The organism is Dietzia sp. SL131 (genome assembly GCF_026672565.1).
Taxonomy (GTDB): domain Bacteria; phylum Actinomycetota; class Actinomycetes; order Mycobacteriales; family Mycobacteriaceae; genus Dietzia; species Dietzia kunjamensis.
The window spans coordinates 1,573,093-1,599,537 of the sequence record NZ_JAPPRI010000003.1 but is presented as its reverse complement, the minus strand read 5'-3'; the positions used below and the strand labels follow the sequence as shown (position 1 = coordinate 1,599,537).

Sequence of the window (26,445 nt, the reverse complement as noted above, 5' to 3'; positions counted from 1 at the left end):
CTAGACTGCGGGGTAACCGAGAGGAGCTCGACGTGCGTATAGGTGTACTGACCGCCGGCGGCGACTGTCCGGGACTCAACGCGGTCATCCGCGCCCTGGTCCGCACCGCCAACTCGGAGTACGACTCCCCGGTCCTGGGGTTCCAGGACGGGTGGGCCGGGCTGGTGAACGACCGTGCCGTACCGCTGTTCGACGACGAGGGCATCGATCGCATCCTGCTCCGCGGTGGCACGATCCTCGGAACCGGCCGCCTGAACCCCGACGTCCTGACGGCGAGTCTGCCGGTGATCCGCCAGACCCTCGAGCGCCACGCGATCGACGCGCTCGTCGCGATCGGTGGCGACGGCACGCTCAAGGCGGCCCGCTGGTTGACCGAGAACTGCATCCCCGTGGTGGGTGTGCCCAAGACCATCGACAACGACGTCGGAGGCACCGACTACACCTTCGGATTCGACACCGCCGTCTCGATCGCCTCCGATGCCATCGACCGGCTGCACACGACGGCGGAGTCGCACGAGCGGGTCATGCTCGTCGAGGTGATGGGCAGGCACGCCGGGTGGATCGCACTGCACGCGGGCCTGGCGTCCGGTGCGCACATGATCGTGATCCCCGAGGTCCCGTTCGATATCGACTACGTATGCAAGGTGATGAAGCGCCGGTTCCAGATGGGGGAGGCGTACGGGATCTGCGTGGTGGCCGAGGGCGCGACGCCGGTCGAGGGTTCCGGCATGACGCTGCGCCGGGGCGGCACCGACCAGTTCGGCCACGAGGTGTTCACCGGGGTGGCCGACCAGATGGCGTCCGCGATCGCCGAGCGCATGAACCGCGACGTCCGGACGACCGTGTTGGGCCACATCCAGCGCGGCGGTACGCCGACCGCGTACGACCGCGTGCTCGCGACCCGTTTCGGGGTACACGCGGCGCACGCCGCGCACCGGGGGGATTTCGGACAGATCGTCGCGCTCCGTGGGGAGTCGATCGAGATGGTGCCGGTAGAGGACGCGGTCGCGGTGCTCAAGACCGTCCCGGAGGACCGCTACCGCGAGGCCGCCTGCCTCTTCGGCTAGATTGTTCCGCATGGAGTTCACCGAGGTCGTGTCACGTTTCGATCCCGTCATGGGCATGGAGGTGCACGTAGAGCTGCACACCAACACCAAGATGTTCTGCGGGTGTCCCACCGCGTTCGGGGCGGATCCCAACACCCAGGTGTGTCCGGTGTGCATCGGCCTGCCGGGCGCGTTGCCGGTGGCCAACCGCCAGGCGGTGGAGTGGGCCATCAAGATCGGTCTGGCGCTGAATTGCTCTATCGCGCCGTACAGTCGGTTCGCCCGGAAGAACTATTTCTACCCGGACCAGCCGAAGAACTACCAGATCTCGCAGTACGACGAGCCGATCGCCCATGACGGCTTCCTCGACGTGCAGCTCGAGGACGGCAGCACGTGGCGCGTGGAGGTCGAGCGCGCGCACATGGAGGAGGACACCGGCAAGTCCACCCACGTCGGGTCCGCCACCGGTCGCATCCACGGCGCCACCCACTCGCTGCTCGACTTCAACCGCGCGGGCGTGCCGCTCATCGAGATCGTCTCCAAGCCGATCGTCGGTGCGGGGGAGCGGGCACCCGAGATCGCGCGCGCCTACGTCACGACGCTGCGTGATCTGCTCCGGAGCCTCGACGTGTCCGACGTCCGGATGGACCAGGGCTCGATGCGCTGCGATGCGAACGTCTCGTTGATGCCGAAGGGCGCCACCGAGTTCGGCACCCGCACCGAGACCAAGAATGTCAACTCCCTCCGCAGCGTCGAGATCGCGGTCCGCCACGAGATGTGCCGCCAGGCGGACGTGCTCACCGCGGGTGACGAGGTCGTGCTCGAGACCCGGCACTTCCACGAGTCGGACGGCACCACCACCTCCGGCCGGCCGAAGGAGTCGGCGGAGGACTACCGCTACTTTCCCGAGCCGGATCTCGCGCCCGTCGAGCCGACCGAGGAGCTCATCGAGGAGATCCGCGCGACGCTGCCGGAGCTGCCGTGGGTTCGCCGCGCCCGGGTCCAGGCGGACTGGGGGGTCTCGGACGAGGAGATGCGGGACCTCGTCAACGCCGGGGCCCTCGACCTGATCCTCGCCACGGTCGACGCGGGCGCTCCGGCCGCCGAGGCCCGCTCGTGGTGGGTGTCGTACCTGACGCAGCAGTCCAACAAGCGCGGCGTCGCGCTCACCGAACTCGAGATCTCGCCGGTGCAGCTGGCGCGCGTGATCGAGTTGGTCGCCGACGGCAAGCTCACCAACAAGCTCGGCCGCCAGGTCGTCGACGCCGTCCTCGACGGCGAGGGCGAGCCGGACCAGATCGTCGCCGACAAGGGCCTCGAGGTGGTGCGCGACGACTCGGCGCTGCAGAAGGCCGTCGACGACGCCCTGGCCGCGCAGCCCGACATCGCGGAGAAGATCCGTTCGGGCAAGGTCCAGGCCGCCGGCGCGATCGTCGGTGCCGTCATGAAGGCGACGCGCGGTCAGGCCGACCCGGCCCGGGTGAAGGAACTGGTGATCGCCGCCTGCAACTAGGCGATGCGCTGTCCGCGCGGTGAGCTGTGCGTGGCTCGACCACGGGGACCGACCGTACGCCACACGCGCGCGCTCGCGCGTGGCGTCGAACCGCGGCTACGTACGGGCGTCGCCGCCACCACCGGACTGGGGGAGGATCACGGCCCGGTCATCGGTGGGCACCGGTGATGCACCATCCTTGTTGGTGGTGCCCGCCAGCAGGACGCCCTCGCCGACGACGGACAACCCGGTCAGTCGCCCGTACCGGCCCTCGGCCAGCGCCTCGGGTTGACCGCGAGCCGCGCCGCCGGCGGTCTGGAGGGTGTCGACCCGCTCGGCGTCCGGGAGGGCGATGGCGAGCGTGCCCTCGGATGCGGCGCACCCACCGGCGGAACGCTGGTCCGGCCACGTCCACACCGTGCGATCGGGTGTCCGGATCGCCGCACCGCGGTCGGTGACCGTGGAGAGGAAGAGATCCTCGCCGAGAGGACACAACGCCTGGATGCGCCCGAGGTCGCGTCCGATCACCTGGGGGTCCTCCGCGCGACCGATCCCGGTGAACGTCGGGAACCGGACGACCTCGGAGCCGGCGCCGACGGTCAGGATGTCGTCGACGAACGCGAGGCCACCGCTGTCCGCGGGTGCGAGCTCCGCGATCGTGCGGGGGCGTCGCCGCGCGCCAGTCGTTCGACCCGGGTGGGTCCGTCGCCGACGACGAGGAGATACACCAACCGGTCCTGGGCGAAATCCGGGGACGGCGCGACCGCGGCCACCCGGCCGGACCGGGGATCCACCCTGCCGAACTGCTCGGGGTCGGCATCGGCGGAGACGATCTTCACCCCGCCCGTGGACTCGGCGACCAGCGCTCGCTCACCGAGCCCGGCCACCGCGACGGCCGGCTCGAGGCAGGTCGCGATGACGGCGGGGTCGGGATCGACGCAGGGGCCCGTCTCGGCCGGGGGCTCCGGCTCCCCGCGGCGCGACGTCGGGGGCGGGGTCGGTGCGCCGGGAGGGCTCGGCGGAGCGGCACCCATTCCCGGCCCGGCCGCGGGCGTGAACGGGTCCTCGAGGCGGTCGTCGAACCTCGCGCAACCGGACACGGCGACGGCCAGTGCCAGCAGCAGCGGGAGCGATCTCATGCCGACCAGACTACGGCGCGCCGTGTCCTTCAGCGTCCGGGCACCGGAATCGGCCTACAGTCGATCCGTGACTTCCTCAAAGCGCGGAGACGACGACGCCCGTACCGAGATCATCCACGACGTCGATTACCCGCTCGACGTCCCCAACGCCCAGGGCGCGGGCGCCGGTTCGCGGGGCGGCTCGGGGGACGGCGCGACCACCGCGTTCCCCGCGGCCGGGCGCACCGACTACTCGCAGTTCGCCGAGTCCGGGGGGTACGACGTGTCCTCGCCCCTGCCCTTCGGTGACCAGCCCACCACCATCGCGCCCGCGTCGCGGGACACGATCGGCCGCCGGGGAACGGCCGATTTCGGGCTGTTCGTCCTGAGACTGGCCGTGGGCGTCCTCCTCGCGATGCGGGGACTGCAGAAGCTCTTCGGACTGTTCGGCGGGCCCGGGATCGACGGGTTCACGCAGACCCTCACCGACTCCGGATTCGACCAGGCCCGCATCCTGGCGATCGCCGGCGGCGCCGTCGAACTGGTGGCGGGCGTCATGCTCGTGGTGGGACTCGCGACCCCGGTGGCGGCGGCGGGTCTGCTGGGGCTCATCGGACTGGGGATAGCGATCCGACTGACCGGGACCGACCCCATCCCCGTGCTGAGTGACACCACCCGCGGACTCGAGGTGTCGATCCTCTACGCCGCGGCGCTGGTGACCCTCCTCTTCTCCGGACCGGGGCGATGGTCCGCCGACCGCAAGTGGGCATGGTCCCACCGTCCCCGCTTCAGCGGCGTCGTGTGGGTGATCGTCGTGGCGGTCATCGCCGGTCTGGTGTGGTACTTCCTCAACGGCACCAACCCGCTGACCTCCTCAGCCGACAGCGCCCCGGTCACCGCGGGCTGAGAGCTCGGGAGCCGGGGCGCGCGGCCCTGACCAGGCGCGTCAGTCGGGCAGGATGCGCACGGCACCCTTGTCCGCCGAGGACGCCATCGAGGCGTACGCGCGGAGAGCGGTGGACACTTTCCGATCACGCTTGACCGGCCGCCACGGGAGAGGGCCCCTCTCGGCGCGGCGGCGGGACAGCTCGTCGTCGTCGACATCCACCGAGATGGACCGCGTGGCGACATCGATGGTCACGATGTCACCGTCACGCACCAGGCCGATCGGGCCGCCCGAGGCGGCCTCCGGGGCGATGTGACCGATGGACAGCCCGGACGACCCGCCCGAGAAGCGGCCGTCGGTGATGAGCGCGCATTTCGTCCCGAGGCCGGCGCCCTTGATGAACGCCGTGGGGTGCAGCATCTCCTGCATCCCCGGACCGCCGGCCGGGCCCTCGAAGAGCACCACCAGCACCTCGCCGGCCTGCAGCGTCTTGTCCAGGATGACCGAGACGGCCTCCTCCTGGGACTCGACCACCCTGGCCGGACCGGAGAAGTGGAAATTGTCCTCGGACACGCCGGCGGTCTTGAAGACGGACCCGTCCGGCGCGATGTTCCCGCGCAGGACCGCGAGCCCGCCCTCCGCGGTCGCCGGGTGCTCGACCGAGTGGATGCAGCCGTTCTCGGCGTCCGTGTCGAGCGACTCCCAGCGGTTGTCGGTCGAGAACGGCTCGATCGTCCGCACCCCGCCCGGGGCCGCGTGGAACAACTCGATCGCCTTCTCGGTCGCGGTGCCGCTGCGGATATCCCAGTCCGCGACGTACTGCTCGAGCGACGGGGAGTGGACCGAGTGGACGTCCGTCCTTAGCAGGCCCCCGCGGTACAGCTCGCCCAGGATCGCGGGGATGCCGCCGGCCCGGTGGACGTGCTCCATGTAGTAGTCCGAGTTGGGCGCGACCTTGGCCAGGCAGGGGATCCGGCGGGAGATCTGCTCGATGTCGCCCAGGTCGAAGTCGACCTCGCCCTCCTGCGCGGCGGCGAGGATGTGGAGCACGGTGTTGGTGGAGCCGCCCATCGCGACGTCCAGCGCCATGGCGTTGGTGAACGCCGACCTGGTGGCGACCGAACGGGGGAGCACCGAGGAGTCCTCGTCCCGGTAGTAGCGGGTGCACAGGTCGACGATGACCCGGCCGGCCTCGGCGAACAGTTCACGCCGCGCACTGTGGGTGGCCAGGGTCGAGCCGTTGCCGGGCAGCGACAGCCCCAGGGCCTCGGTGAGGCAGTTCATGGAGTTGGCGGTGAACATCCCGGAGCAGGACCCGCACGTCGGGCAGGCCGAGCGCTCGATGGCGTCGAGGCCCTCGTCGTCCACGGCCGAGTTGGCGGACGCGGAGATCGCCGTGATGAGGTCCGAGCCCGCCTTGACCACGCCGTCGACGACGACGGAGAACCCCGACTCCATCGGCCCGCCGGAGACGAACACGGTGGGGATGTTCAACCGCATCGCGGCGTTGAGCATGCCCGGGGTGATCTTGTCGCAGTTCGAGATGCACACCAGGGCGTCCGCCGTGTGGGCGTTGACCATGTACTCCACCGAGTCCGCGATGATCTCCCGGCTGGGCAGCGAGTAGAGCATGCCCGCGTGGCCCATCGCGATCCCGTCGTCCACCGCGATGGTGTGGAACTCCCGGGCCACGCCGCCCGACGTCGCGATCTGCTCGGCGACGATCTCACCGACGTTCTTCAGGTGGACGTGGCCCGGCACGAACTGGGTGTACGAGTTCGCGATCGCGATGATCGGCTTACCGAAGTCCGAGTCCGTCATGCCGGTCGCGCGCCAGAGGGCACGCGCCCCCGCGGCGTTGCGTCCGGCGGTACTGGTTCGTGACCTCAGGGGCGGCATGGGACCTCGCTCCGACTCGATGGGGAGGGCGCATTCCGGGAGTCGTGCCGTACGGGGCCGCGGTGTGCGCGCGCCCCGCGGCGACACCCGATCGCGCCGTGACCACCACACAATACGCCCCGATGTGGGTCTACTCTTCTCACGGTCGGCCATCCGGCCGGCCTCGACGTGACGCGAATGGGGATGGACATGACCGACTCCGGTCACACGGGTGGGCTACGTGAGTTCCTCTCGCACTCGGCGGGGGCGGTGGCCCTGGTCTGTGGACTGTTCTTCCTCCTGTCGTTCATGTACCTGGGGGGCACCGCGGATCCGCAGTCCCACGCGAGGTACATCCCCGTGGCGGTGGTGGACGAGGACGTCGCCGCGACCCTGAAGACCCCGATCGGTCCGCGTGGTCTCGACATGGGGTCGCGTATCACCGCGGGGCTGCTCCAGAACAACGACTGGGGGAGGGTCCGGCTGCACGTGGTGGATCCGGAGGCCGCCGAGGAGGGCCTCCGGGACGGCACGTACTTCGGTGCGGTCCGTATCCCACCCGAACTGAGCGGGCGGGTGGCCGGGCTCGTCGAGGCCGCGGCGACGGAGGCGGGCGACGCGGCGGGGCCACCCGAACGCGCCCGCATCTCACTCGAGTACTCGCCACGCGTGTCCATCGTCTCCGGTCAGGTCATGAACACCATGGCGGACGCGATGCAGGAATCGTTCCACGACCGGATGGGGACCGAACTGCTGTCGCAGTCCCGGCTGCTGGCCGAGGCCGAGGGCAGGACCGTCGGCGCCGCGGCCGCGGTCGCGCTCTCCGATCCGGTGGCGATCGACGTCGTCGCGTGGAACCCGCTGCCGGACGGGGTGTCGAACGCGTCGCTCCCGATGTTCTACGCGCTGGTCGTGATCCTGGCGGGATTCACCGGGGCGATGATCATCTCCGCCCTCCTCGACGCCCGTCTCGGCTTCATCCCGCTGGAGATCGGGCCGGTGGCGCTCCATGTCCACGTGGCGCCGTTCGGGCGGCTCCAGACACTGGCCCGCAAGTGGGTGGTCACGCTGATCACGGCGCCGCTCGTCTCGGGGCTCGTCCTGTGGGTGGCGGACATCATCGGTGTCACCGGGTACGACCCGTGGGACATGTTCTGGTTCTCGAACCTGGTCATCGTCGCGGTCGGGGTGTGTGCGCACACGATCATCGCTGCTGTCGGCAACGCCGGTCTGCTCGTGAACCTCGTGGTGTTCGTGGTGCTGGGCATCCCCACCTCGGGCGGCGCCACCCCGACCGAGATGCTCCCGCGGGTGTTCGTCGCCATCGGGACACTGCAGCCGATGCACCAGGCCTACCTCGGGCTGCGGTCGATCATGTTCTTCGACTCCGGGTGGGAGGCGGGTCTCGGACACGCGGTCCGGGTCCTCGGCGGCTGGGCGGTCGCAGGACTCGTCGTGGGTGTGGCGGTCACCGTCGTCTACGAGCGGATGGGTATGCGACGCCAGGCCGTGGCCGACCGGGTCCCCGCCGGCCGCGGGGTGACCGGCGGAGCGGGAGGGTCAGGCGGAGCGCAAGGGTCAGGCGGACTCGGGTCCGCTCGCGGCGTACGGGTCGCGGATACGGCCACGGCTGGCGCCGGACAGCCGCGGGAGGTCGTGGAACGAGACCCCGCCCATCGGGAGTGACGTGTCAGAGGTGGTCACGAGCCGGGCGAACCCACGCTTGGGGAACATCACACCCCTGACCTCGTCCCACGGCACGGACCGTCGGGAGCGCCAGGACGACAGGTGGACACCGTCCTCGTCCAGTCGGGTCCAGGTCCGGGCCACCCACCAACCGAAGGCGACGGGGAGCAGCACCAGCCAGCCCAGGGCGACGGGGTAGGACGTGACGGGCCAGAGAATCGCCAGCACGAAAATGGCGATGACGACGTACGACATCGGGTTGACCCGGAAGAGGGCGTGATCGCGGGGGCTCGACTCCGGGACGGGAGCTCTGAAAGGGGCACTCATGATGCCTCCAGTCTGGCATGGCCCACATAGTGGGATCGATGTTCCACGAGTTGACGCTGCCGTCGGCCGCGGCCTAGTCTGGGCCTCGTGAACACCTGGAACGGTCTCGTACTCGGCCGGCGCGTCGGCGCCTGAGCCCTACCTGGCTTTCCGTCGACGCGCACCCTCGCCGGCCTTTCGTGGCCGACGGGGGTTTTTTGTTGCCGGGTCAGACCGCGGTCAGAGAAATCCACGATCACGCCCGACCACGAACCACGGCTCCACGACCAGCATGAAGGACAGTTGAAGTGAGCGCACCAACGGCACAGCCCGGACCCCGTCCGGGTGCAGAGCAGAAGGCCCGGTCCGCGGCCCCAGAGCGGATGACGGGGGCCCAGGCCGTCGTCCGGTCCCTCGAGGAGATCGGCACCGAGGTCGTCTTCGGCATCCCCGGCGGGGCCATCCTGCCGGTCTACGACCCGCTCTACGACTCGGCCAAGGTCCGGCACGTCCTGGTCCGGCACGAGCAGGGCGCCGGTCACGCAGCGACCGGCTACGCCCAGGCGACCGGAAGGGTCGGCGTCTGCATGGCGACCTCGGGCCCCGGCGCCACCAACCTGGTGACCCCGCTCGCGGACGCGCAGATGGACTCGGTCCCGATCGTGGCGATCACGGGTCAGGTCGGGACCGCACTCATCGGCACGGACGGTTTCCAGGAAGCCGACATCTCGGGCATCACCATGCCGATCACCAAGCACAACTTCCTCGTGTCCCACGGCGAGGACATCCCGCGGATGATCGCCGAGGCGTTCCACATCGCGCAGACCGGTCGCCCCGGCGCTGTGCTCGTGGACATCCCCAAGGACGTCCTGCAGGCCGAGATGACGTTCTCGTGGCCGCCGGAGATGAAGCTGCCCGGCTACCGGCCCGTCACCAAGCCGCACGGCAAGCAGATCCGTGAGGCCGCCCGGATGATCGGCAAGGCCAGGCGCCCGGTGCTGTATGTCGGCGGCGGCGTCATCAAGGCCGACGCCTCCGCGGAGCTCATGGCGCTCGCCGAGCTGACCGGCATCCCGGTCGTGACCACGCTCATGGCGCGCGGGGCGTTCCCGGATTCCCACCGGCTGCACTACGGCATGCCGGGGATGCACGGAACCGTCGCCGCCGTCGCGGCGCTGCAGCGGTCCGACCTGCTGGTCACCCTGGGCGCCCGGTTCGACGACCGGGTCACCGGTCGTCTCGACACCTTCGCCCCGGACGCCAAGGTCATCCACGCCGACATCGACCCGGCCGAGATCGGCAAGAACCGAGCCGTCGACGTGCCGATCGTCGGCGACATCAAGGAGGTCCTCGTCGAGCTCGTCGAGACGCTGCGCGGCGCGCGCGAATCCGGCACGCTGGGCGAGCCCGCCGTGTGGGTCGGTGAGCTGGACGAGATCCGCAGTGAGTTCCCGCTTGGCTACGGCCCGCAGTCGGACGGCTCCCTGTCTCCCGAGTACGTCATCGAGCGGCTGAGCGCCGCCGCCGGCCCGGACGCCGTGTACTGCGCGGGCGTCGGCCAGCACCAGATGTGGGCGGCCCAGTTCGTCCAGTACGAGAAGCCGCGCACGTGGCTGAACTCGGGCGGCCTGGGGACCATGGGGTACGCGGTCCCCGCGGCGATGGGTGCCAAGTTCGGCCGTCAGGACGCCGAGGTCTGGGCCATCGACGGCGACGGCTGCTTCCAGATGACGAACCAGGAGCTGGCCACCTGCGCCATCGAGGGCGCACCCATCAAGGTGGCGCTGATCAACAACGGCAACCTCGGCATGGTCCGTCAGTGGCAGACACTGTTCTACGAGGAGCGGTACTCGCAGACCGACCTGTCGACCCACTCCATGCACATCCCGGACTTCGTCAAGCTCGGCGAGGCCCTGGGCTGCGTGGCGCTGCGGTGTGAGCGCGCCGAGGACGTCGACGACGTGATCGCACAGGCCCGCGCGATCAACGACCGCCCGGTCCTCATCGACTTCATCGTGGGCAAGGACGCCCAGGTGTGGCCGATGGTCGCGGCGGGCACGTCCAACGACGAGATCATGGCGGCCCGGGACATCCGGCCGCTGTTCGACGACACCGACTCCGTGGCGGACGACGCCGCGGACATCCACGAGGCGACCGAGCGGATCGACGCCGCGGTGATCGCCGCCGAGGAGGAGGACCAGTGAGCGCTCGCTCCCACACCCTGAGCGTGCTGGTGGAGGACAAGCCTGGCGTGCTCGCGCGCGTCTCGTCGCTGTTCTCCCGGCGCGGGTTCAACATCGAGTCGCTGGCCGTGGGCCCGACCGAGACCGAAGGCCTGTCGCGCATGACCATCGTCGTGAACGTCGAGGACTTCCCGCTCGAGCAGGTGACCAAACAGCTCAACAAGCTCGTCAACGTCATCAAGATCGTCGAGCAGGATCCGGCCGGCTCGGTGGCCCGCGAGCTCACTCTCGTCAAGGTCCGCGCCGACGCCACCAACCGCGGTCAGATCGTGGAGATCGCGAGTCTATTCCGCGCACACATCGTGGACGTCTCACCCGAGTCGCTCACTCTCGAGGCCACGGGTACCCCCGACAAGCTCGACGCGCTGCTGCGGATGCTCGACGGCTACGGGATCCGCGAGATCGTGCAGTCCGGCATGGTCGCGCTCGGACGCGGCCCTAAGTCCATCAACACCACTCGATAGTCTCGACTCCTACACAAGTCTCGACTTCACGAAACAACACGAAGGGAATCCACCATGGCAGTGGAGATGTTCTACGACGACTCGGCGGATCTGTCGCTGATCCAGGGCCGCAAGGTCGCCGTCATCGGGTACGGCTCGCAGGGGCACGCGCACTCGCTCAGCCTGCGCGACTCCGGAGTCGAGGTCGCGATCGGCCTGCGTGAGGGCTCCAAGTCCCGCGCGAAGGCCGAAGAGGCCGGCCTCAAGGTCATGACCGCCGCCGAGGCCACCAAGTGGGCCGACGTCATCATGCTGCTCGCCCCCGACACCTCGCAGGCGCAGATCTTCACCGAGGACATCGAGCCCAACCTGAGCGACGGCGACGCGCTGTTCTTCGGTCACGGCCTCAACATCCACTTCGGCCTCATCAAGCCGGCGGAGAACATCACCATCGCGATGGTCGCCCCCAAGGGCCCCGGTCACCTCGTGCGTCGTCAGTTCGTCGACGGCAAGGGCGTCCCGGCGCTCATCGCCGTCGAGCAGGACCCGAAGGGCGAGGGCGAGGCGCTCGCGCTGTCCTACGCAAAGGCCATCGGCGGCACCCGCGCCGGCGTGATCAAGACCACCTTCAAGGACGAGACCGAGACCGACCTGTTCGGTGAGCAGGCCGTGCTGTGCGGCGGCACCGAGGAGCTCGTCAAGACGGGCTTCGAGGTCATGGTCGAGGCCGGCTACGAGCCGGAGCTCGCCTACTTCGAGGTGCTCCACGAGCTCAAGCTCATCGTCGATCTCATGTACGAGGGCGGCATCGCGCGCATGAACTACTCGGTGTCCGACACCGCGGAGTTCGGCGGCTACCTCTCCGGCCCGCGGGTCATCGACGCCGGCACCAAGGAGCGCATGAAGGAGATCCTGTCCGACATCCAGGACGGCACCTTCACCAAGCGCCTCGTGGCCAACGTCGAGGGCGGCAATAAGGAGCTTGAGCAGCTCCGCAAGGAGAACGCCGAGCACCCGATCGAGGTCACCGGCCAGAAGCTGCGCGACCTCATGAGCTGGGTCGACCGGCCGATCACGGAGACTGCCTGAGGGTCCGCGGGTCCGACCCGGTGAAGCCCCTGTAGGGTCCACCGGGATCGATTCCCGACTTCAGCAGGAGGACCGCCGTGCGCCACTTCAACCGAGGAGTGGGTGCGGCGGTCCTCGCCGTTTCCCTGGTGGGGACGACCGTGGCGTGTACGTCCGACCCCGGTGACGGCGGACCGAGAACCGAAGCCGCCCCGGTGGAGGGCACGCGGGTCGCCGCCGACGCCGACGGGTCCGGCGTGGAGACCACGAGACTGCTCATCGAGTCCGCCCCGGTGGTCGTGGTGGCAGCCCCGGACGCCGCCGCGCAGGCGCGCGCCGCCTCCGTCGCGGTCGGGTTGCACGCACCGATGCTCACCGCCGTCGAGGGCGGGGACGCGGCATTGGCCGACGAGGTGTCGCGACTCGGCGCCGAGCGGGTGTTGCGGGTCGGGCAGGTGGCCTTCACACCCGTCGACGGCGAGGTGGTCGACGCCCCGGGAGGTCGGCCGGAGCTCGAGGAGCTGACCGGGATCACGTTCGACTCCGAGGTCGAGGTCCCGCCGGGGCGGATCGACGACGTCACCGTCCACCAGGTGCCGGGTACGCCTGCGCTGATGACGGCCGGGGAGATCACCGCTGCCGACGGCGCGGGCGCGGCCCCCGATCCGTTCGACAGCGGCGAACCCGCATGGGACGGCGAGGGCGCACCCAGCGTGCTCGTGTACGACGAGACGCCGGTCGCGGCGGTCGCGACGGCAGTGGCCGTCGGGGCGGCGGTGTCCCACCTCCGTACCCCGGACCCGCGGGTCGACGGCGGGTCCGTGGAGGCGGTGCGGGACGCCGAGGCGGTCTACGCGCTCGGGCCCGGGTGGGGCACCGAGGACGAACTCGAGGACCGGGTGGAGACGGCGCGGACGGTTCCCGAACTGCCGGGCGGCGGACAGCTGCTGTTCCCGGGCCGGCGGTTCGTGGCCGCCTACGGGTCGCCGATCACCCCTGCCCTGGGGATCCTCGGCGAGCAGGGACCAGAGGAGAGCGTGGCGCGGGTTCAGCAGTTGGTCGGGGAGTACCAGCCGCACTCCCCGGAACCGGTCATCCCGGCGTTCGAGATCATCGCGACGGTCGCCTCGACGTCCGCCGGACCCGACGGCAACTACACCAACGAGTGGGACCCGCAGGAGTTCGTCCCGCTGATCGACGCCATCACCGACGCCGGCGGGTACGCGGTGATCGACCTCCAGCCCGGCATGGCCGACCTCCTCGATCAGGCGAGGATCTTCGAGGAGTTGCTCACCCGCCCGAACGTCGGACTCGCGCTCGACCCCGAGTGGAAGCTCGAGCCGGGACAACAGCCGGGCGCGCAGATCGGGTCGGTGGACGCCGAGGAGATCAACCGGGTCACCGACTGGCTGGCGGACCTGACCCGGGACAGCGGAGGGCCACAGAAGCTCCTCATCCTCCACCAGTTCAGCATGGCCATGATCGACGACCGCGACCAGATCGACACCTCCAGGCCGGAGGTGTCAATCGTCCTGCACGCCGACGGTCACGGCACCCCGGACCTGAAGATGGAGACGTGGGACGTCCTGCGCAGCGGGCTGCCGTCCGGCATCCGGATGGCGTGGAAGAACTTCTATGACGAGGACACCCCCACGTTCACGCCCGAGCAGACCATGGCGGTCGAGCCCCGGCCGTGGTTCGTGTCCTACCAGTGATTCGCTTCCTACCAGCGAGTCGGTAACCCGCCGAGGATGCGCTCCGCCACGTGCTGCCCGGCCATGCCGTGCACGCCCGGGCCGGGAGGGGTCGAGCCGGAGGCGTGCCACACCCCGGGAATGCCGGTCGCGAACGGGTCGGCCCGCGGCACCGGGCGGGCGATGAGCCCCCGCAGGTCCACGCGTCCCGCCGCGATGTCCCCACCGGCGTTATTGGCATTGTGCTCGGCCATCCGGTCCGCGGGCGTGCAGTGGGCGGCCACGACCACGTCCCGCACCCCCGGCGCGACCGCCTCGAGCGCGGCGAGCACCTGCTCGGTCTGGTCACGGTCGGAGAACGCGGGCACGTGCGCGTAGGTCCACAGTGGACGTCGACCGTCCGGGGCGATTCGTCCCGGGTCGGTCACCCACGGCTGGGAGACGAGGATCATGGGCCGATCGGCGTGCCGACCGGCGGCGACCTCGCGCTCGGCGGCCGCGATGGCATGGGAATCCCCACCCAGGTGGACAGTGCCGGCGTCGGCGAGCCGGCCGTCGCGCCACGGAACCGGGCCAGACAGGACCAGGTCGACCTTCGCCGCGGCCCCGCCGACCGGCGCCTCCAGGAGTCTGCGTGCGCGGCGGGCCACGGCCGGAGAGGGCGAGGATGCCATGAGGATCTCGCCGAGGATCCGGGAGGACGTGTTGAAGACGACGTCCCGGGCGTCGAGCCGTGCCAGCGAATCCACGCCGACCCCGGTGCGGATCTCCCCCCGGCATCCCGGATCGCCTCGGCCAGTGCGGCGGTGATGGCCCCGCTGCCGCCGACCGGCAGCGTCCAGCCGAGCGGCGAGTGGAGCAACGAGCCCAGGACGAGGCCGACCCCCGTCGCGGCGGGGGAGGACAGCGGGGTGATCGCGTGGGCCGAGATCCCGGACAGCAGCGTCCGTCCGTCCGGACCGAGGGGATCGCCGACCACACCGCGGGGGTGGGCGCGGACGAACGCCGCGCCGAGCGCGGCGGGCGCCCCGAGGGGCGGGACCGAGCGCTGATCGGACAGGGCCGTGGCGACGACGTCCTCCGCCCTGCGACCCAGGGGGCCCATGAGGCTCCACCACCGGTCGGCCTCCGCGCGCGACCCCAGGCCCTCTGCGAGGGCGGCGGGGGATGGGGACGCGGGAACGACGATCGCGTCGCGGGCCGGCAGTGCGTGAGCCAGTTGAACGGGGGGAGTGAGCATCTCGACCCCGCGGGCCGGCAGGTCGAACCCACGGAAGAACGGGGATGCCCCCGCCATGGGGTGCACGGCCGAGCACGGATCCACCAGCAACCCGTTCACGACGTCCTCCGGGATGCCGGTCGCGATATCGCCCATCGGCAGGGTTCGGCACCCGCCACCGATGGTCTCCTGGGCTTCCAGCACCACCACCCGCCGCCCGGCCCGCGCACACAACAGCGCGGCAGCCAGGCCGTTGGGGCCGGAGCCCACCACGACGACGTCCGCACGCACGGTCCCCGCCGCGCTCATTCGAAGACCGCCAGACCGTAGGCGCGTCGCAGTTGCTCCAGCAGGTCCTCCTGTGACCGGGCCTGTTCGGCCAGTCCCAGCAGCAGCCGGCCGGTGTCGGGACCGCCGGGGTCGTCGTCGTCGCCGCTGTCTTCGTCGTCGCTGCTGTCGTCGGGCTCCCCACCGGATCTCCCGGCAGCGGACGTCGGGCCGTCCGCGACCCACGACGCGGCGAGCAACTCCCACATCGAGCGCTTCGCAACCACGAGGGTGCGCAGCGCCTCCAGGACCGCGAGCCGGGCCAGAGGATCGCGCACCACCGTGCCCACCGGCAGTGCGGTGAGGCTGACCGCGGCGGACCACCGCACCAGCCGACGGCCCGGGGCCCCCAGAGGTGAGAGCACCGCCAACAGGCGGGCGGCGGTGTCGATCTCCTCCTCGAACTCTCGGCGCAGCGGAACCAACCGCACCCGGTCCTCCGGATCGACCGCACTGATGCAGCGGTCCAGGACGCTGCGCCCCACCGCGGCGCCGTACAGGTGGGCCCGCAGATACATCGCCACCGCCGTCGGGCCGCGTGCCGGGGCCAGCACGGGCAACCAGGGGTCGGGGAAGCGGACCGTCGGCTGGGCCGACCGGGGAGTGCGGGGCATCGGTGCTCCGTTCGTCGCGCGGCGGTGGTCACGTCGGGTCGCCGACCCTCGTCACGGTAGGCGTCCGGGCGCGTACCGGCCACTGCTCGGCGCCGGTGACAGGTGCCCTAGACTGGCCGTGCCCGAAAAGACACCGAGGAGAACCCACTGTGACAGCATCCGGACGGCCCGTCGTCCTCATCGCCGACAAGCTCGCCCAGTCGACCGTCGACGCGCTCGGCGACGCCGTGGAGGTCCGCTGGGTGGACGGCCCGGATCGCCCCAAGCTGCTCGAGGCGGTCGCCGACGCCGACGCACTGCTCGTGCGCTCGGCCACCACCGTCGACGCCGAGGTGCTCGCCGCCGCGCCGAACCTCAAGATCATCGGGCGCGCGGGCGTCGGCCTGGACAACGTCGAGATCCCCGCCGCCACCGAGCGCGGCGTCATGGTGGTCAACGCGCCCACCTCCAACATCCACTCGGCCGCCGAGCACGCGGTCGCGCTGCTCATGTCCGCCTGCCGCCAGATCCCGGCCGCGGACCGCACCCTGCGCGAGCACACCTGGAAGCGCAGTTCCTTCAACGGCGTCGAACTGCTCGGCAAGACCGTCGGCGTCGTGGGCCTGGGCCGCATCGGCCAGCTCGTGGCGCAGCGACTCGCCGCCTTCGAGACCAACCTCATCGCCTACGACCCCTACCTGCCCGCCGCCCGCGCGGCGCAGCTGGGTATCGAGCTGGTCGACATCGACGAGCTGGTCTCCCGCGCCGACATCATCACGATGCACCTGCCCAAGACCAAGGAGACCGCCGGTCTCTTCGACGCCGAGCGGCTGGCCCGTGCCAAGGACGGCGTCGTGATCGTCAACGCCGCCCGCGGCGGTCTGATCGTCGAGGACGCGCTCGTCGACGCCCTGAAGTCCGGCAAGGTCCGCTCCGCGGCGCTCGACGTGTTCGACACCGAGCCGTGCACCGACTCGCCGCTCTTCGAGCTCGAGAACACCGTCGTCACGCCGCACCTCGGCGCCTCCACCAGCGAGGCGCAGGACCGCGCCGGCACCGACGTCGCCCGCAGTGTGCTGCTCGCCCTGCGCGGGGAGTTCGTCCCCGACGCCGTCAACGTCACCGGTGGTCCCGTCGGCGACGAGGTCGCACCCTGGCTCGACCTCGTCCGCAAGCTCGGACTGGTCGCCGGCCACCTGTGCCCGGGTATCCCGACGACCGTCCGGATCGACGTCGCCGGCGAGCTCGCATCCGAGCAGGTCGACGTTCTCGGGCTGGCCGCCCTGCGCGGCATGTTCTCCGCGATCACCGACGAGCCCGCGACCTTCGTCAACGTCGGCCAGATGGCCGAGCAGCGGGGGGTCACCCACTCGGTGGAGACCCACAGCGAGTCCAAGTCCTACCGCAGCACCGTCACCGTCACGGCCGTGGCCGCGGATGGCGCGTCGGCCGATGTCACCGGCACGCTGGCCGGCCTGGACCAGGTGCAGAAGATCGTCCGGATCAACGAGCGCGGGTTCGACCTGCGCGCCGAGGGCCAGAACCTGTTCGTCCACTACTCCGACCGCCCGGGCGTGCTCGGCAAGGTGGGCTCCATCCTCGGCGGGGAGGGCATCGACATCCAGGCCGCCGCACTGAGCCAGGACGCCTCCGGCGAGGGCGCGTCGCTGATCCTGCGGGTCGACCGCACGGTCGCCGAGCCGACCGTCGACCGGATCGTCTCCGAGCTCGACGCCACCGCGACCCAGATCAACCTGGTCTGAGCGGGGACGACGACATCATGAAGCTCGCAGTCATCCCCGGCGACGGTATCGGCGTCGAGGTCACGGCCGAGGCACTGAAGGTGCTCGACGCGCTGGTCCCCGGTGTCGAGAAGACCGACTACGACCTCGGCGCGCGCCGGTACCTCCGCAACGGCGAGACCCTGACGGACGCGGACGTGGAGAGCCTCCGAGGCCACGACGCGATCCTGCTGGGTGCCATCGGTGATCCCCGCTCCGTGCCGGCCGGCGTGCTCGAGCGGGGCATGCTGCTCCCGCTGCGGTTCGCACTCGACCACCACGTCAACCTGCGGCCCTCCCGGCTCTTCCCAGGGTCGGCCACCCCGCTGAAGGACCCGGGCGAGATCGACTTCGTCGTCGTCCGCGAGGGCACCGAGGGGCTCTACACCGGTAACGGCGGTGCGATCCGTGTGGGGACACCGCACGAGATCGGTACCGAGACCTCGGTCAACACCCGGTACGGCGTGGAGCGCGTGGTCCGCGACGCGTTCTCCCGTGCGCAGTCGCGTCGCAACAAGCTCACCCTGGTCCACAAGACCAACGTGCTCGTCAACGCCGGTGGGCTGTGGCAGCGCACCATCGACGAGGTGGCTCCGGAGTTCCCCGGGGTCGAGGTGGACTACTGCCACATCGACGCCGCCACCATCTACATGGTCACCGATCCGTCCCGGTTCGACGTGATCGTCACCGACAACCTCTTCGGCGACATCATCACCGACCTCGCGGCCGCGGTCACCGGAGGCATCGGCACCGCGGCGTCGGGCAACATCGACGCCTCCGGGACCAACCCGTCCATGTTCGAGCCCGTCCACGGTTCGGCCCCGGACATCGCCGGACAGGGCAAGGCCGACCCCACCGCCGCCATCCTGTCCGTGGCACTGCTGCTGCGCCACCTCGGTCACACGGCCGAGGCCGATCGAGTGGAGGCGGCCGTCGAGGCGGACCTCGGCTCGCGCGGCGACGCCCCGATCGTCACCTCCGAGGTGGGCGACCGGATCGTCGCGGCCGTCAGCGGGTAGACCACCGCCCCGCTGACCCCACGTCCGGACCCCGGCCCGCGGGTGTGAATCGCGAGAAGTGATCACACCGCGGGCCGTCGGCGTCCACAGTGGTGGAATGGACGTCGAACTCGCCGAGGTGCGGGACTTCCTCGCGCGCTGCGCTCCTTTCGACGAGCTGCCCGGAGAGGTGCTCGACCGCCTGCCCGCGCGGCTCAGTCAGCGCTACCACCGGCGGGGGACCGTCATTCTGGAGGCGGGGGACGCGAACGACACCCTCCACATCATCCGCACGGGCGCCGTCGAGGTGTGCGACCCGGGCGGTGCCCTGCTCGACGCGCGCGACGAGGGTGACTGCTTCGGCTACTCGACGCTGACCGGTTCCGGCCCGTCGCGGTACCGCATGGAGGCGGTCGCGGACACCCTGCTGCTCGAGATGCCGCGCGAGGTGTTCGACGAGCTCGCGGCCGCCCACCCCGGTATCCGCGACTTTTTCGGTGCGCGGAGCGATCGGATCCGCCAGGACCTCGCCTCCGCCCGGGTCGCCGCGGCCGGGGGAGACCCGCTGAGCACACCGGTGGGCGATCTCCTCACCCGCGACGCGGTCACCACGGGGCCCGGGACCACCATCCTCGAGGCGGCGCAGATCATGTCGCGGGAACGCGTCTCCGCGCTGCTCGTGGTGGAGGACGGACGCGTGGTCGGCATCTTCACCGATCGCGACCTGCGCTCGAAGGTGGTCGCGGTCGGCGGTGACACCGCGGCGCCGGTGTCGACGATCATGACCCACGACCCGGTCTCGGTGGACGCCCGGACCCGCGCGTTCGACGCGACCCTGCTCCAGATCGAACGCGGCGTCCATCACCTGCCGGTGTGCGAGGAGGGCGCCCCCGCGGGCATGGTCACGAGCGGGGACCTGCTCCGTCTGGCGCAGGCGGACCCCGTCTATCTGGCCGCGCGGATCTCGCGGGCCCCCGACACCGAGACGGTGGCGGAACTGTCCGCCCGGTTGCTGCCGCTGGTCGGCGAGTTCATCCGGCGGGGCACCACGCCGCGGGATATCGGCCGGGTCGTCACCGCCACCGCCGACGCGGCGACGCGGCGCCTGATAGCGCTGGCGGAGGCCGAACTCGGACGGCCTCCCGTGCCGTACTGCTGGGTGGGACTCGGTTCCCAGGCCCGGGGTGAGCTCGGGGTGTCCAGCGACCAGGACAACGCGCTGATCCTCGACGACAGGGCAGGCGGGGTCCCCGGCTCCGACGAGTACTTCGCGGAACTCGCCGACCGCGTCTGCACGGGACTCGACCGGGCGGGCTTCCCGCTCTGCCCCGGTGGGGTGATGGCGACCAACCCCCGGTGGCGCCGGACCTGCGCGGAGTGGGAGGGGACGGTACGGGACTGGGTCGGGGCCCCCGAAGCCGACGCGGTGCTGCACAGTCAGGTGTTCTTCGACCTCCGTCCCGTCCACGGTGAAAGCGGACTCGCCGCCCGCGTCCAGCGCGAGATGCTCGTCCGCTCGAAGGGCAGCCCGCGCTTCCAGGCGCATCTGGCCCGGATCGCGTGTGAGTGGCAGCCGCCACTCGGTTTCCTGCGCGGACTCGTCGTCGCGAGCCGGGGCGAGTACCGCAACACCCTGGACCTCAAGGCCGGGGGGATCGCGCCCGTCGTCCAGATCGCGCGTCTGTACGCCCTGTCCGCGGGACTGGACGAGGTGTCGACCCTCGGCCGGCTCGACGCGGCGGCCACCGCCGGGGTGATCGCCCGCTCGGATGCCGAGAACCTCATCGAGGCGTTCCGGTTCCTGCGCGGGCTGGCCTTGCGCCACCACGCACGTCAGATCCAGGAGCACTCGGACCTCGACAACAACGTGGACCCGTCGACCCTCGGCACCAAGGACCGCCATCGGCTCCGGGCGGCGTTCCGGATCATCGCGGGAGCGCAGAGCGCGCTGCAGATCCGATACCGGGTCGGACAGATGTGATGGTCCTGCCACGGCTGACCGCGGCCGGCCGCCGGAGGAGTGCCGCCCGCCGGGCCCCCGACGGGCCACTGCGGCGATTTCTGGAGACACCGCCGCCGGATCCGACCACTCCGCTCGAGGACCTGTCCCTCCTCGCGGTGGACGTCGAGACCACCGGGCTCGATCCCCGGCACGACCGGGTCCTGGCGGTCGGGTTCGTCCCCGTCGACGGGGACCGGATCGTCCTGGGCGGAGCGGGATCGGTGCTGCTGCGTCCCGATCACGGTCCGGACGACGACGACGGGGTGGGGCAGAGTGCCACCGTGCACGGACTCATGGACGACACGATGGCCACCGGGGAGGATGTCGAGGACGTCCTGGACCGGGTGTTCACGGCTCTGACCGGGCGGGTGTTGGTCGCGCACTACTGCCCGATAGAGGTCGACTTCCTGCGAGCGTTGTGTCGGCGCACGTTCGGCATCCGGCCACCACTGGAGTCCGTCGACACCCTGGAACTGCACCGGCGGGTCCTGGGCGGGGGCGTCGACATGGGCTTCACCGCCGACCCGTCGCCCGAGAGGCTGCGGCTCTGGGGTGCTCGCGAGAGGTACGGGTTGCCGCAGTACCGCGCACACGACCCGCTGGTCGACGCCCTCGCCTGCGCCGAGCTGTACCTCGCACAGGTCACCGAGCTCCGCGACCGTGGGGCGCGAACGCTGCGGGACCTGCGGACCGCCTAGGATCGCGGGTATGCGTCTCGCCCGTATCGCCCACCCGCAGGGATTCGCCTTCGTCGAGGTCCGCGGAGACATGTCCGACCCGTCCTCGCTGACCTGTGCCGAGATCTCCGAGCACCCCTTCGGTACCCCCGAGTTCACCGGCCGCGAATGGCCGCTGGCCGACGTGCGTCTGCTCGCCCCGATCCTGGCCTCCAAGATCGTGTGCGTCGGTAAGAACTACGCCGACCACGCCGAGGAGATGGGGTCGGAGGCCCCGGCCGAGCCCCTGATCTTCCTCAAGCCCAACACGTCGGTCGTCGGCCCCGAGGCGTCGATCGCCTACCCGCCGAGTTCGGAGCGGGTCGACCACGAGGGCGAGCTGGCCGTGGTGATCGGGCAGCCGTGCCGGGACGTCGCCGCCGCGCGGGCCCACGAGGTCATCCTCGGCTACACCTGCGCCAACGACGTCACCGCCCGCGACCAGCAGCTCTCGGACGGTCAGTGGACGCGGGGCAAGGGGTACGACACCTTCTGCCCGCTGGGTCCGTGGATCGTCACCGACCTGGACCCCAACGGGCTCGACGTCCGGGTCACCCTCACCCACCCCGACGGCACGTCCGAGGTGCGGCAGGACGGCAACACCTCCCAGTTCATGCACACCGTCGGCGAGATCGTCGAGTACGTCAGCCGGGTCATGACCCTCCTTCCCGGCGATGTGATCCTCACGGGTACCCCGGCAGGGGTCGGCCCGATGCTGCCCGGCGACCGTGTGACAGTCGAGATCGAGGGCATCGGCTCGCTGACGAACCCCGTCGTCGACCGGTAGGTCCGGGCGACCGGCGCCGACCATCGCTCTAGGACGCTCCGAACGCCCTCAGGATGGTGCGGAGTTTGGCGCCGGTCTCGGCGACCTCGTCGTCGGGTTGCGAGTCCGCGACCAGGCCGCCGCCGGCCCAGGCGATCGCTCCCGACCGGTCCGCGTCGATCTCGGCGCACCGGATGGTGACCATCCAGTCGCCGTCTCCGCCGGCGTCCGACCACCCGACGGCCCCGGCGTAGAATCCCCGTTCCCCTTCTATCGCGGCGATGAGCCTCCGGGCCTCGTCCGTCGGTGTCCCGCACACCGCCGGCGTGGGGTGCACGGCGAGGGCGAGGTCCAGCGAGGTGGTGCGGGGGTCGGCGACACGGCCCCGGATACGGGTCCCGAGGTGCCACATCTCGCGGGTGGACGTGAGAGTGGGGCGGTCGGGGATCTCCAGATCCGTGCACAGTGGTTGCAGGGCCCGTGCCAGCGACTCCACCACGAAGGCATGCTCCGAGGCGTCCTTGCCCGACGCCCGCAGGGCGCGGCCCGCGGCCTGGTCCGCGACAGGGTCGGTGGAGCGGGGCGCGGAGCCGGCCAGCGGGTGGCATTCCACCAGATCGCCGCGGCGGCGCACGAGGAGTTCGGGGCTCGACCCCACCAGGACGCGCCCGGCGTGGAGCCCGCCGGCGGGGGAGAGGTCGACGAGGTACCCGTCCGCCGCCGGGCTGGAGTCGATGAGTGCTGCGCACACGGCGTGGGGGTCGATGGGCTGATCGGCCGACAGCCGGACCGCCCTGGCCAGCACCACCTTGTCGATCTCGCCGGAGCGCACCCCCGCGATCGCGGTCGACACCCTGGCGCGGTGCTCCGAGGACGAGGGGATCTCCCGGGTGACGTGGGTGCGGGTGCGCATCCGGCGGAAGTAGGCGGGGGGCTCCAGTGGGCCGTCGACGCGCACCACCACGTCGGGTTCGACGAGGGCCGCGGGCGCGTCGGGCTCGAAACCGATCGCGCCCACGATCAGACCACTGGCGCCGGACCGCAGGGCCAGGGCCGCGTCCGCCGGATCCGTGAACGAGTTCAGGGCACCCTGGGTGCGCAGCGAGCCCGTCGGACGGGACAGCAGGAAGTCCGGGGCGGTCACCGGGCGCGCGACGTCGGGTTGGTGCCCAGACGCCACGGCACGCCTCCCTCGATTCGGACTCCTGCGTGGATCGCGCCTCCTCGGACGGCGGCCACGGGTACCCGCCGATCCTAGGCCGGTCCTCGCCGGGGGTGCGAGCCGGGACCGTCACTAGGATGGGCTCCATGACCGCCTCGAACGTCCGCGTCCGCTTCTGCCCGTCCCCCACCGGCACACCCCATGTGGGTCTCGTCCGTACGGCCCTGTTCAACTGGGCCCACGCCCGGCACACGGGCGGCACGTTCGTCTTCCGCATCGAGGACACCGACGCCGCCCGGGATTCGGAGGAGTCGTACCAGTCGCTCCTCGACGCCCTCCGGTGGCTGGGCCTCGACTGGGACGAGGGTCCCGAGGTGGGTGGCCCGTACGCGCCGTACCGCCAGTCCGAGCGGCGCGATCTGCACCTGGACGTGGTGCGCAGGCTGGTCGAGGCGGGGGAGGCGTACGAGTCGTTCTCCACCCCCGAGGAGGTCGAGGCCCGCCACCGGGCCGCCGGGCGGGACCCCAAACTCGGGTACGACGGGTTCGATCGCGACCTCACGGAGGACCAGAAGCAGGCGTTCCGTGACGAGGGGCGCGGCGCGGTGATCCGGTTGCGGATGCCGGACGAGGATCTCGCCTGGGACGACCTGGTCCGCGGGGAGACCGTGTTCAGGGCGGGCACCGTGCCGGACTTCGCGCTCACGCGGGCCAACGGGATCCCGCTCTACACGTTGGTCAATCCGGTCGACGACGCACTGATGAAGATCACCCACGTCCTCCGGGGCGAGGATCTGCTCAGCTCCACCCCCCGACAGATCGCCCTCTACCGTGCCCTGATGCGGATCGGGGTGGCGGATGACGTCCCCGCGTTCGGGCATCTGCCGTTCGTCATGGGCGACGGCAACAAGAAGCTGTCCAAGCGTGACCCCGAGTCGGACCTGTTCCTCCACCGCGACCGCGGGATGTTGCCGGAGGGGTTGCTCAACTACCTGGCCCTGCTCGGGTGGGGGCTGTCGGATGACCGCGACGTGTTCTCCCTGCAGGAGATGATCGAGGCGTTCGACGTGCGCCAGGTGAACGCCAACCCGGCCCGCTTCGACCAGAAGAAGGCCGACGCGATCAACGCCGAGCACATCCGGCAGCTGCCGGCCGAGGAGTTCGCCCGCCGCCTTCGCGAGTACCTCGTCGTGCACCCCGACGAGGACGGGGTGACCCTGCCGGAGAGTTTCGACGCCCAGCGGTGGGCGATCGTGGCAGATCTCCTCCAGACCCGCATCGTCGTCCTGTCGGATGCGTGGAAGCTCATCCGGTTCCTCCTCGTGGACGAGGCCGGGTTCACCGTCGACGCCCAGTCTGCGGCCAAGAACCTCAAGGCGGAATCCCGAGAGGTCGTGGACGCGGCGATCGCGGCGCTGGAAGCAGTCGAGGAGTGGACGACCCCGGCCATCGAGGCCGCACTGTCCGGCGCGCTGGTGGAGAACCTGGGCATCAAGCCCCGAAAGGCCTACGGCCCCGTGCGCGTGGCGGTCACGGGATCGCACATCTCGCCGCCGCTGTTCGAGTCGTTGGAGCTGCTCGGTCGGGAGGCCACACTGTCGCGGCTGCGGTCCGCTCCCGTCGCCGACTAGCTCGGGGTCCGGAAACAGACGGATTGACCAGGCGATTTGCTATTCACCCTCGGTGGTTTGATAGTCTCTTCGAGGCGCCCCGCGAGGGGCGGAAAAGTGAATGCAGTGGCCTATGGTGTAATTGGCAACACAGCGGTTTCTGGTACCGTCGTTCTAGGTTCGAGTCCTGGTAGGCCAGCTGAGCGCGTCGCAGCGCTCGCTACAGCGGATCCCACGCGGATCCGTGTCCTAGCCCCCGTCGTCTAGCGGCCTAGGACGCCGCCCTCTCACGGCGGTAGCGTGGGTTCGAATCCCATCGGGGGTACAGCAGAAGGCGCCCGGAGCACAACGCTCCGGGCGCCTTCCTCGTTGCGGGGGACGGGGGCGGATTCCAGGGATCGCGGTCGGCCGTCGGCCCCCGCATTCGCGTCGCCGTTCAGGCCGGGGCCCGGACCGGCCCGGTAACCCTGCCCCGCCCCCGGAGGCGGATGAGATGGCGGGCGTGCTCGTCCAGTGCGTGGTCCTCGGCGGACACCGGGGCCCACCGGGGCACCGGGGTGGGTCTCCCGTCCGGCCCGAGTGCCGCACAGACGGTCAGGCAGTGGGTGGTGAGCGTCCTCTCCGGAGAGGTGGCCTCTCCGGAGCTCACATGGACCGAGACGTGCATGGTCTCGTGACCCGTGTGCAGCAGACGGGCCTCCACCTCCACGACGTGGCCGATCTTCACCGGGTGGTAGAACCGGACACCGCCGGCGTACACCGAGGTGCAGGGGGTACCCGACCACCGGGTGGCGCAGAGGTTCGCCGCGTCGTCGATCCAGGACATGATGCGCCCGCCGTGCGCGTTGCCGCCCCAGTTGACGTCCCCGGGTGCCGCGAGGAACCGCAGGGTCGAACGAGGCGCTGTGCCCGCGGCGGAATAGGTCTGCTCCGCCATCGCCCGTTCGATGTCCTTGCGCAGCCCGATGCGCATGACAGCCTCGTCGGACTCGTGGACCTCCAGGCGGGACGCGGGCGTCCAGGGAGGTACGGGGGTGGGTGCGCCGTCGCGGACGGCGATGAAGACCACGAGGCACTCGGCGCAGTGCCGGTAGTCGAGCGTCACGGGATCGCAGGCCCGGACGTCGCACTGGATGTGCATCGACGTCGAACCCGTGTGGACGAGTCGGGCCGAGACCTCGATGAGTTCGCCGGAGACGACCGGGCGGGAGAAGCGGATGTTCCCGACATAGGCGGTGACGGCGTATCCGCCGGACCACCCCGCCGCCAGGGCGTAGGCGGCCTTGTCGATCCACTCGAGGATGCGGCCGGTGTGCACCTGCGTGCCCGTGCCGACATCGGTGGGCGCGGCGAGGAACCGCAGGACGGTCTGACGAGGTGTGGTCACGCTCCGCACGCTAGTGACGGCGCG

Annotated in this window: 23 protein-coding genes and 2 tRNA genes; 16 read left to right on the top strand and 9 right to left on the bottom strand. The window is 70.8% G+C overall.

The window, feature by feature from the left end; translation table 11 throughout:
* The first annotated feature begins 32 nt into the window (after positions 1-32).
* On the top strand, positions 33-1,067 hold the full coding sequence (locus tag OVA21_RS08295) for an ATP-dependent 6-phosphofructokinase (RefSeq protein ID WP_096905279.1): 1,035 nt from the start codon (positions 33-35) through the stop codon (positions 1,065-1,067).
* 10 nt (positions 1,068-1,077) lie between these two features.
* A complete protein-coding gene (gene gatB, locus OVA21_RS08290; protein WP_096907215.1) occupies positions 1,078-2,559 on the top strand; it encodes an Asp-tRNA(Asn)/Glu-tRNA(Gln) amidotransferase subunit GatB in 1,482 nt (493 codons plus the stop codon).
* 96 nt (positions 2,560-2,655) lie between these two features.
* Here gatB and OVA21_RS08285 read toward each other — a convergent pair whose 3' ends face one another.
* Together OVA21_RS08285 and OVA21_RS08280 are read right to left on the bottom strand one after the other, a co-directional pair.
* Positions 2,656-3,066, bottom strand: a complete 411-nt coding sequence (locus OVA21_RS08285; RefSeq protein ID WP_268092227.1) for a hypothetical protein — start codon at positions 3,064-3,066, stop codon at positions 2,656-2,658.
* Between the two features lie 71 nt (positions 3,067-3,137).
* Positions 3,138-3,677 carry a hypothetical protein gene (locus tag OVA21_RS08280; RefSeq protein WP_268092226.1) on the bottom strand — a complete coding sequence of 180 codons (540 nt, stop codon included), beginning with the start codon at positions 3,675-3,677 and terminating at the stop codon, positions 3,138-3,140.
* Positions 3,678-3,744: 67 nt separating this feature from the next.
* Between OVA21_RS08280 and OVA21_RS08275 the strand changes: the two genes are divergently transcribed.
* Entirely contained in the window at positions 3,745-4,563 is an 819-nt protein-coding gene (locus OVA21_RS08275) for a DoxX family protein (RefSeq protein ID WP_069388420.1), read from the top strand.
* 39 nt (positions 4,564-4,602) lie between these two features.
* On the opposite strand, the gene ilvD is transcribed toward OVA21_RS08275, so the two are convergent.
* Positions 4,603-6,441 (bottom strand): dihydroxy-acid dehydratase, encoded by a 1,839-nt coding sequence (gene ilvD, locus OVA21_RS08270; protein ID WP_096905281.1) that lies wholly within the window; start codon positions 6,439-6,441, stop codon positions 4,603-4,605.
* A gap of 189 nt (positions 6,442-6,630) precedes the next feature.
* On the opposite strand from ilvD, the gene OVA21_RS08265 reads away from it, so the two are divergent.
* A complete protein-coding gene (locus tag OVA21_RS08265) occupies positions 6,631-8,106 on the top strand; it encodes a YhgE/Pip domain-containing protein (RefSeq protein ID WP_268092225.1) in 1,476 nt (491 codons plus the stop codon).
* On the opposite strand, the gene OVA21_RS08260 is transcribed toward OVA21_RS08265, so the two are convergent.
* Entirely contained in the window at positions 7,999-8,433 is a 435-nt protein-coding gene (locus OVA21_RS08260) for a PH domain-containing protein (protein WP_083249449.1), read from the bottom strand. The genes OVA21_RS08265 and OVA21_RS08260 overlap by 108 nt on opposite strands.
* A gap of 287 nt (positions 8,434-8,720) precedes the next feature.
* Between OVA21_RS08260 and OVA21_RS08255 the strand changes: the two genes are divergently transcribed.
* The 4 genes from OVA21_RS08255 to OVA21_RS08240 all read left to right on the top strand — a co-directional run bounded on the left by OVA21_RS08255 (position 8,721) and on the right by OVA21_RS08240 (position 13,881).
* Complete coding sequence (locus OVA21_RS08255; RefSeq protein WP_096905282.1) at positions 8,721-10,616, top strand: acetolactate synthase large subunit; 1,896 nt, start codon at positions 8,721-8,723, stop codon at positions 10,614-10,616.
* Positions 10,613-11,119, top strand: a complete 507-nt coding sequence (ilvN, locus tag OVA21_RS08250; RefSeq protein ID WP_067718247.1) for an acetolactate synthase small subunit — start codon at positions 10,613-10,615, stop codon at positions 11,117-11,119. The genes OVA21_RS08255 and ilvN overlap by 4 nt, the downstream gene beginning before the upstream one ends.
* Before the next feature lie 54 nt (positions 11,120-11,173).
* Positions 11,174-12,187 (top strand): ketol-acid reductoisomerase, encoded by a 1,014-nt coding sequence (ilvC, locus tag OVA21_RS08245; RefSeq protein WP_096905283.1) that lies wholly within the window; start codon positions 11,174-11,176, stop codon positions 12,185-12,187.
* Between the two features lie 77 nt (positions 12,188-12,264).
* Entirely contained in the window at positions 12,265-13,881 is a 1,617-nt protein-coding gene (locus OVA21_RS08240) for a hypothetical protein (protein WP_268092224.1), read from the top strand.
* An 8-nt stretch (positions 13,882-13,889) separates the two neighbouring features.
* On the opposite strand, the gene OVA21_RS08235 is transcribed toward OVA21_RS08240, so the two are convergent.
* From OVA21_RS08235 to OVA21_RS08225, 3 genes are read right to left on the bottom strand one after another with little or no spacing between them, the layout of a single operon-like run.
* Entirely contained in the window at positions 13,890-14,312 is a 423-nt protein-coding gene (locus tag OVA21_RS08235; protein WP_268092223.1) for a phytoene desaturase family protein, read from the bottom strand.
* On the bottom strand, positions 14,309-15,388 hold the full coding sequence (locus tag OVA21_RS08230; RefSeq protein WP_268092221.1) for a phytoene desaturase family protein: 1,080 nt from the start codon (positions 15,386-15,388) through the stop codon (positions 14,309-14,311). The genes OVA21_RS08235 and OVA21_RS08230 overlap by 4 nt, the downstream gene beginning before the upstream one ends.
* The gene (locus OVA21_RS08225) at positions 15,385-16,020 is read right to left on the bottom strand and encodes a hypothetical protein (protein WP_268092219.1); all 636 of its coding nucleotides are present in this window, start codon (positions 16,018-16,020) and stop codon (positions 15,385-15,387) included. Before OVA21_RS08225 ends, OVA21_RS08230 begins: the two co-directional genes overlap by 4 nt.
* Positions 16,021-16,169: 149 nt before the next feature.
* On the opposite strand from OVA21_RS08225, the gene serA reads away from it, so the two are divergent.
* The 5 genes from serA to OVA21_RS08200 all read left to right on the top strand — a co-directional run bounded on the left by serA (position 16,170) and on the right by OVA21_RS08200 (position 22,283).
* On the top strand, positions 16,170-17,762 hold the full coding sequence (gene serA, locus OVA21_RS08220; protein WP_067718235.1) for a phosphoglycerate dehydrogenase: 1,593 nt from the start codon (positions 16,170-16,172) through the stop codon (positions 17,760-17,762).
* Between the two features lie 17 nt (positions 17,763-17,779).
* Positions 17,780-18,799: a 3-isopropylmalate dehydrogenase gene (locus OVA21_RS08215; protein WP_096905287.1), complete on the top strand. Its 1,020-nt coding sequence runs from the start codon at positions 17,780-17,782 to the stop codon at positions 18,797-18,799.
* A 97-nt stretch (positions 18,800-18,896) separates the two neighbouring features.
* Positions 18,897-20,759 carry a putative nucleotidyltransferase substrate binding domain-containing protein gene (locus tag OVA21_RS08210; RefSeq protein WP_096905288.1) on the top strand — a complete coding sequence of 621 codons (1,863 nt, stop codon included), beginning with the start codon at positions 18,897-18,899 and terminating at the stop codon, positions 20,757-20,759.
* Entirely contained in the window at positions 20,759-21,478 is a 720-nt protein-coding gene (locus OVA21_RS08205) for an exonuclease domain-containing protein (RefSeq protein WP_096905289.1), read from the top strand. Before OVA21_RS08210 ends, OVA21_RS08205 begins: the two co-directional genes overlap by 1 nt.
* A 10-nt stretch (positions 21,479-21,488) precedes the next feature.
* Positions 21,489-22,283 carry a fumarylacetoacetate hydrolase family protein gene (locus tag OVA21_RS08200; RefSeq protein WP_067718227.1) on the top strand — a complete coding sequence of 265 codons (795 nt, stop codon included), beginning with the start codon at positions 21,489-21,491 and terminating at the stop codon, positions 22,281-22,283.
* A gap of 28 nt (positions 22,284-22,311) precedes the next feature.
* On the opposite strand, the gene OVA21_RS08195 is transcribed toward OVA21_RS08200, so the two are convergent.
* Positions 22,312-23,442 carry an isochorismate synthase gene (locus OVA21_RS08195; RefSeq protein ID WP_096905290.1) on the bottom strand — a complete coding sequence of 377 codons (1,131 nt, stop codon included), beginning with the start codon at positions 23,440-23,442 and terminating at the stop codon, positions 22,312-22,314.
* A gap of 128 nt (positions 23,443-23,570) precedes the next feature.
* On the opposite strand from OVA21_RS08195, the gene gltX reads away from it, so the two are divergent.
* The 3 genes from gltX (at position 23,571) to OVA21_RS08180 (ending at position 25,359) form a co-directional block, all read left to right on the top strand.
* Positions 23,571-25,055 (top strand): glutamate--tRNA ligase, encoded by a 1,485-nt coding sequence (gene gltX / locus OVA21_RS08190; protein WP_268092215.1) that lies wholly within the window; start codon positions 23,571-23,573, stop codon positions 25,053-25,055.
* A gap of 106 nt (positions 25,056-25,161) precedes the next feature.
* A tRNA-Gln gene (locus tag OVA21_RS08185) sits at positions 25,162-25,233 on the top strand.
* A 53-nt stretch (positions 25,234-25,286) separates the two neighbouring features.
* A tRNA-Glu gene (locus OVA21_RS08180) sits at positions 25,287-25,359 on the top strand.
* A gap of 111 nt (positions 25,360-25,470) precedes the next feature.
* Here OVA21_RS08180 and OVA21_RS08175 read toward each other — a convergent pair.
* A complete protein-coding gene (locus OVA21_RS08175; protein WP_069390252.1) occupies positions 25,471-26,421 on the bottom strand; it encodes an acyl-CoA thioesterase in 951 nt (316 codons plus the stop codon).
* Positions 26,422-26,445 lie beyond the last annotated feature (24 nt).

Excerpts from the sequence above, each read along its gene's own strand:
- gatB (WP_096907215.1), top strand. The coding sequence starts at position 1,078 with ATGGAGTTCACCGAGGTCGTGTCACGTTTCGATCCCGTCATGGGCATG.
- OVA21_RS08280 (WP_268092226.1), bottom strand. The coding sequence starts at position 3,677 with ATGAGATCGCTCCCGCTGCTGCTGGCACTGGCCGTCGCCGTGTCCGGT.
- ilvD (WP_096905281.1), bottom strand. The coding sequence starts at position 6,441 with ATGCCGCCCCTGAGGTCACGAACCAGTACCGCCGGACGCAACGCCGCG.
- OVA21_RS08265 (WP_268092225.1), top strand. The coding sequence starts at position 6,631 with ATGACCGACTCCGGTCACACGGGTGGGCTACGTGAGTTCCTCTCGCAC.
- OVA21_RS08260 (WP_083249449.1), bottom strand. The coding sequence starts at position 8,433 with ATGAGTGCCCCTTTCAGAGCTCCCGTCCCGGAGTCGAGCCCCCGCGAT.
- ilvC (WP_096905283.1), top strand. The coding sequence starts at position 11,174 with ATGGCAGTGGAGATGTTCTACGACGACTCGGCGGATCTGTCGCTGATC.
- OVA21_RS08235 (WP_268092223.1), bottom strand. The coding sequence starts at position 14,312 with ATGATCCTCGTCTCCCAGCCGTGGGTGACCGACCCGGGACGAATCGCC.
- OVA21_RS08230 (WP_268092221.1), bottom strand. The coding sequence starts at position 15,388 with ATGAGCGCGGCGGGGACCGTGCGTGCGGACGTCGTCGTGGTGGGCTCC.
- OVA21_RS08225 (WP_268092219.1), bottom strand. The coding sequence starts at position 16,020 with ATGCCCCGCACTCCCCGGTCGGCCCAGCCGACGGTCCGCTTCCCCGAC.
- OVA21_RS08215 (WP_096905287.1), top strand. The coding sequence starts at position 17,780 with ATGAAGCTCGCAGTCATCCCCGGCGACGGTATCGGCGTCGAGGTCACG.
- OVA21_RS08210 (WP_096905288.1), top strand. The coding sequence starts at position 18,897 with ATGGACGTCGAACTCGCCGAGGTGCGGGACTTCCTCGCGCGCTGCGCT.
- OVA21_RS08205 (WP_096905289.1), top strand. The coding sequence starts at position 20,759 with ATGGTCCTGCCACGGCTGACCGCGGCCGGCCGCCGGAGGAGTGCCGCC.
- OVA21_RS08200 (WP_067718227.1), top strand. The coding sequence starts at position 21,489 with ATGCGTCTCGCCCGTATCGCCCACCCGCAGGGATTCGCCTTCGTCGAG.
- gltX (WP_268092215.1), top strand. The coding sequence starts at position 23,571 with ATGACCGCCTCGAACGTCCGCGTCCGCTTCTGCCCGTCCCCCACCGGC.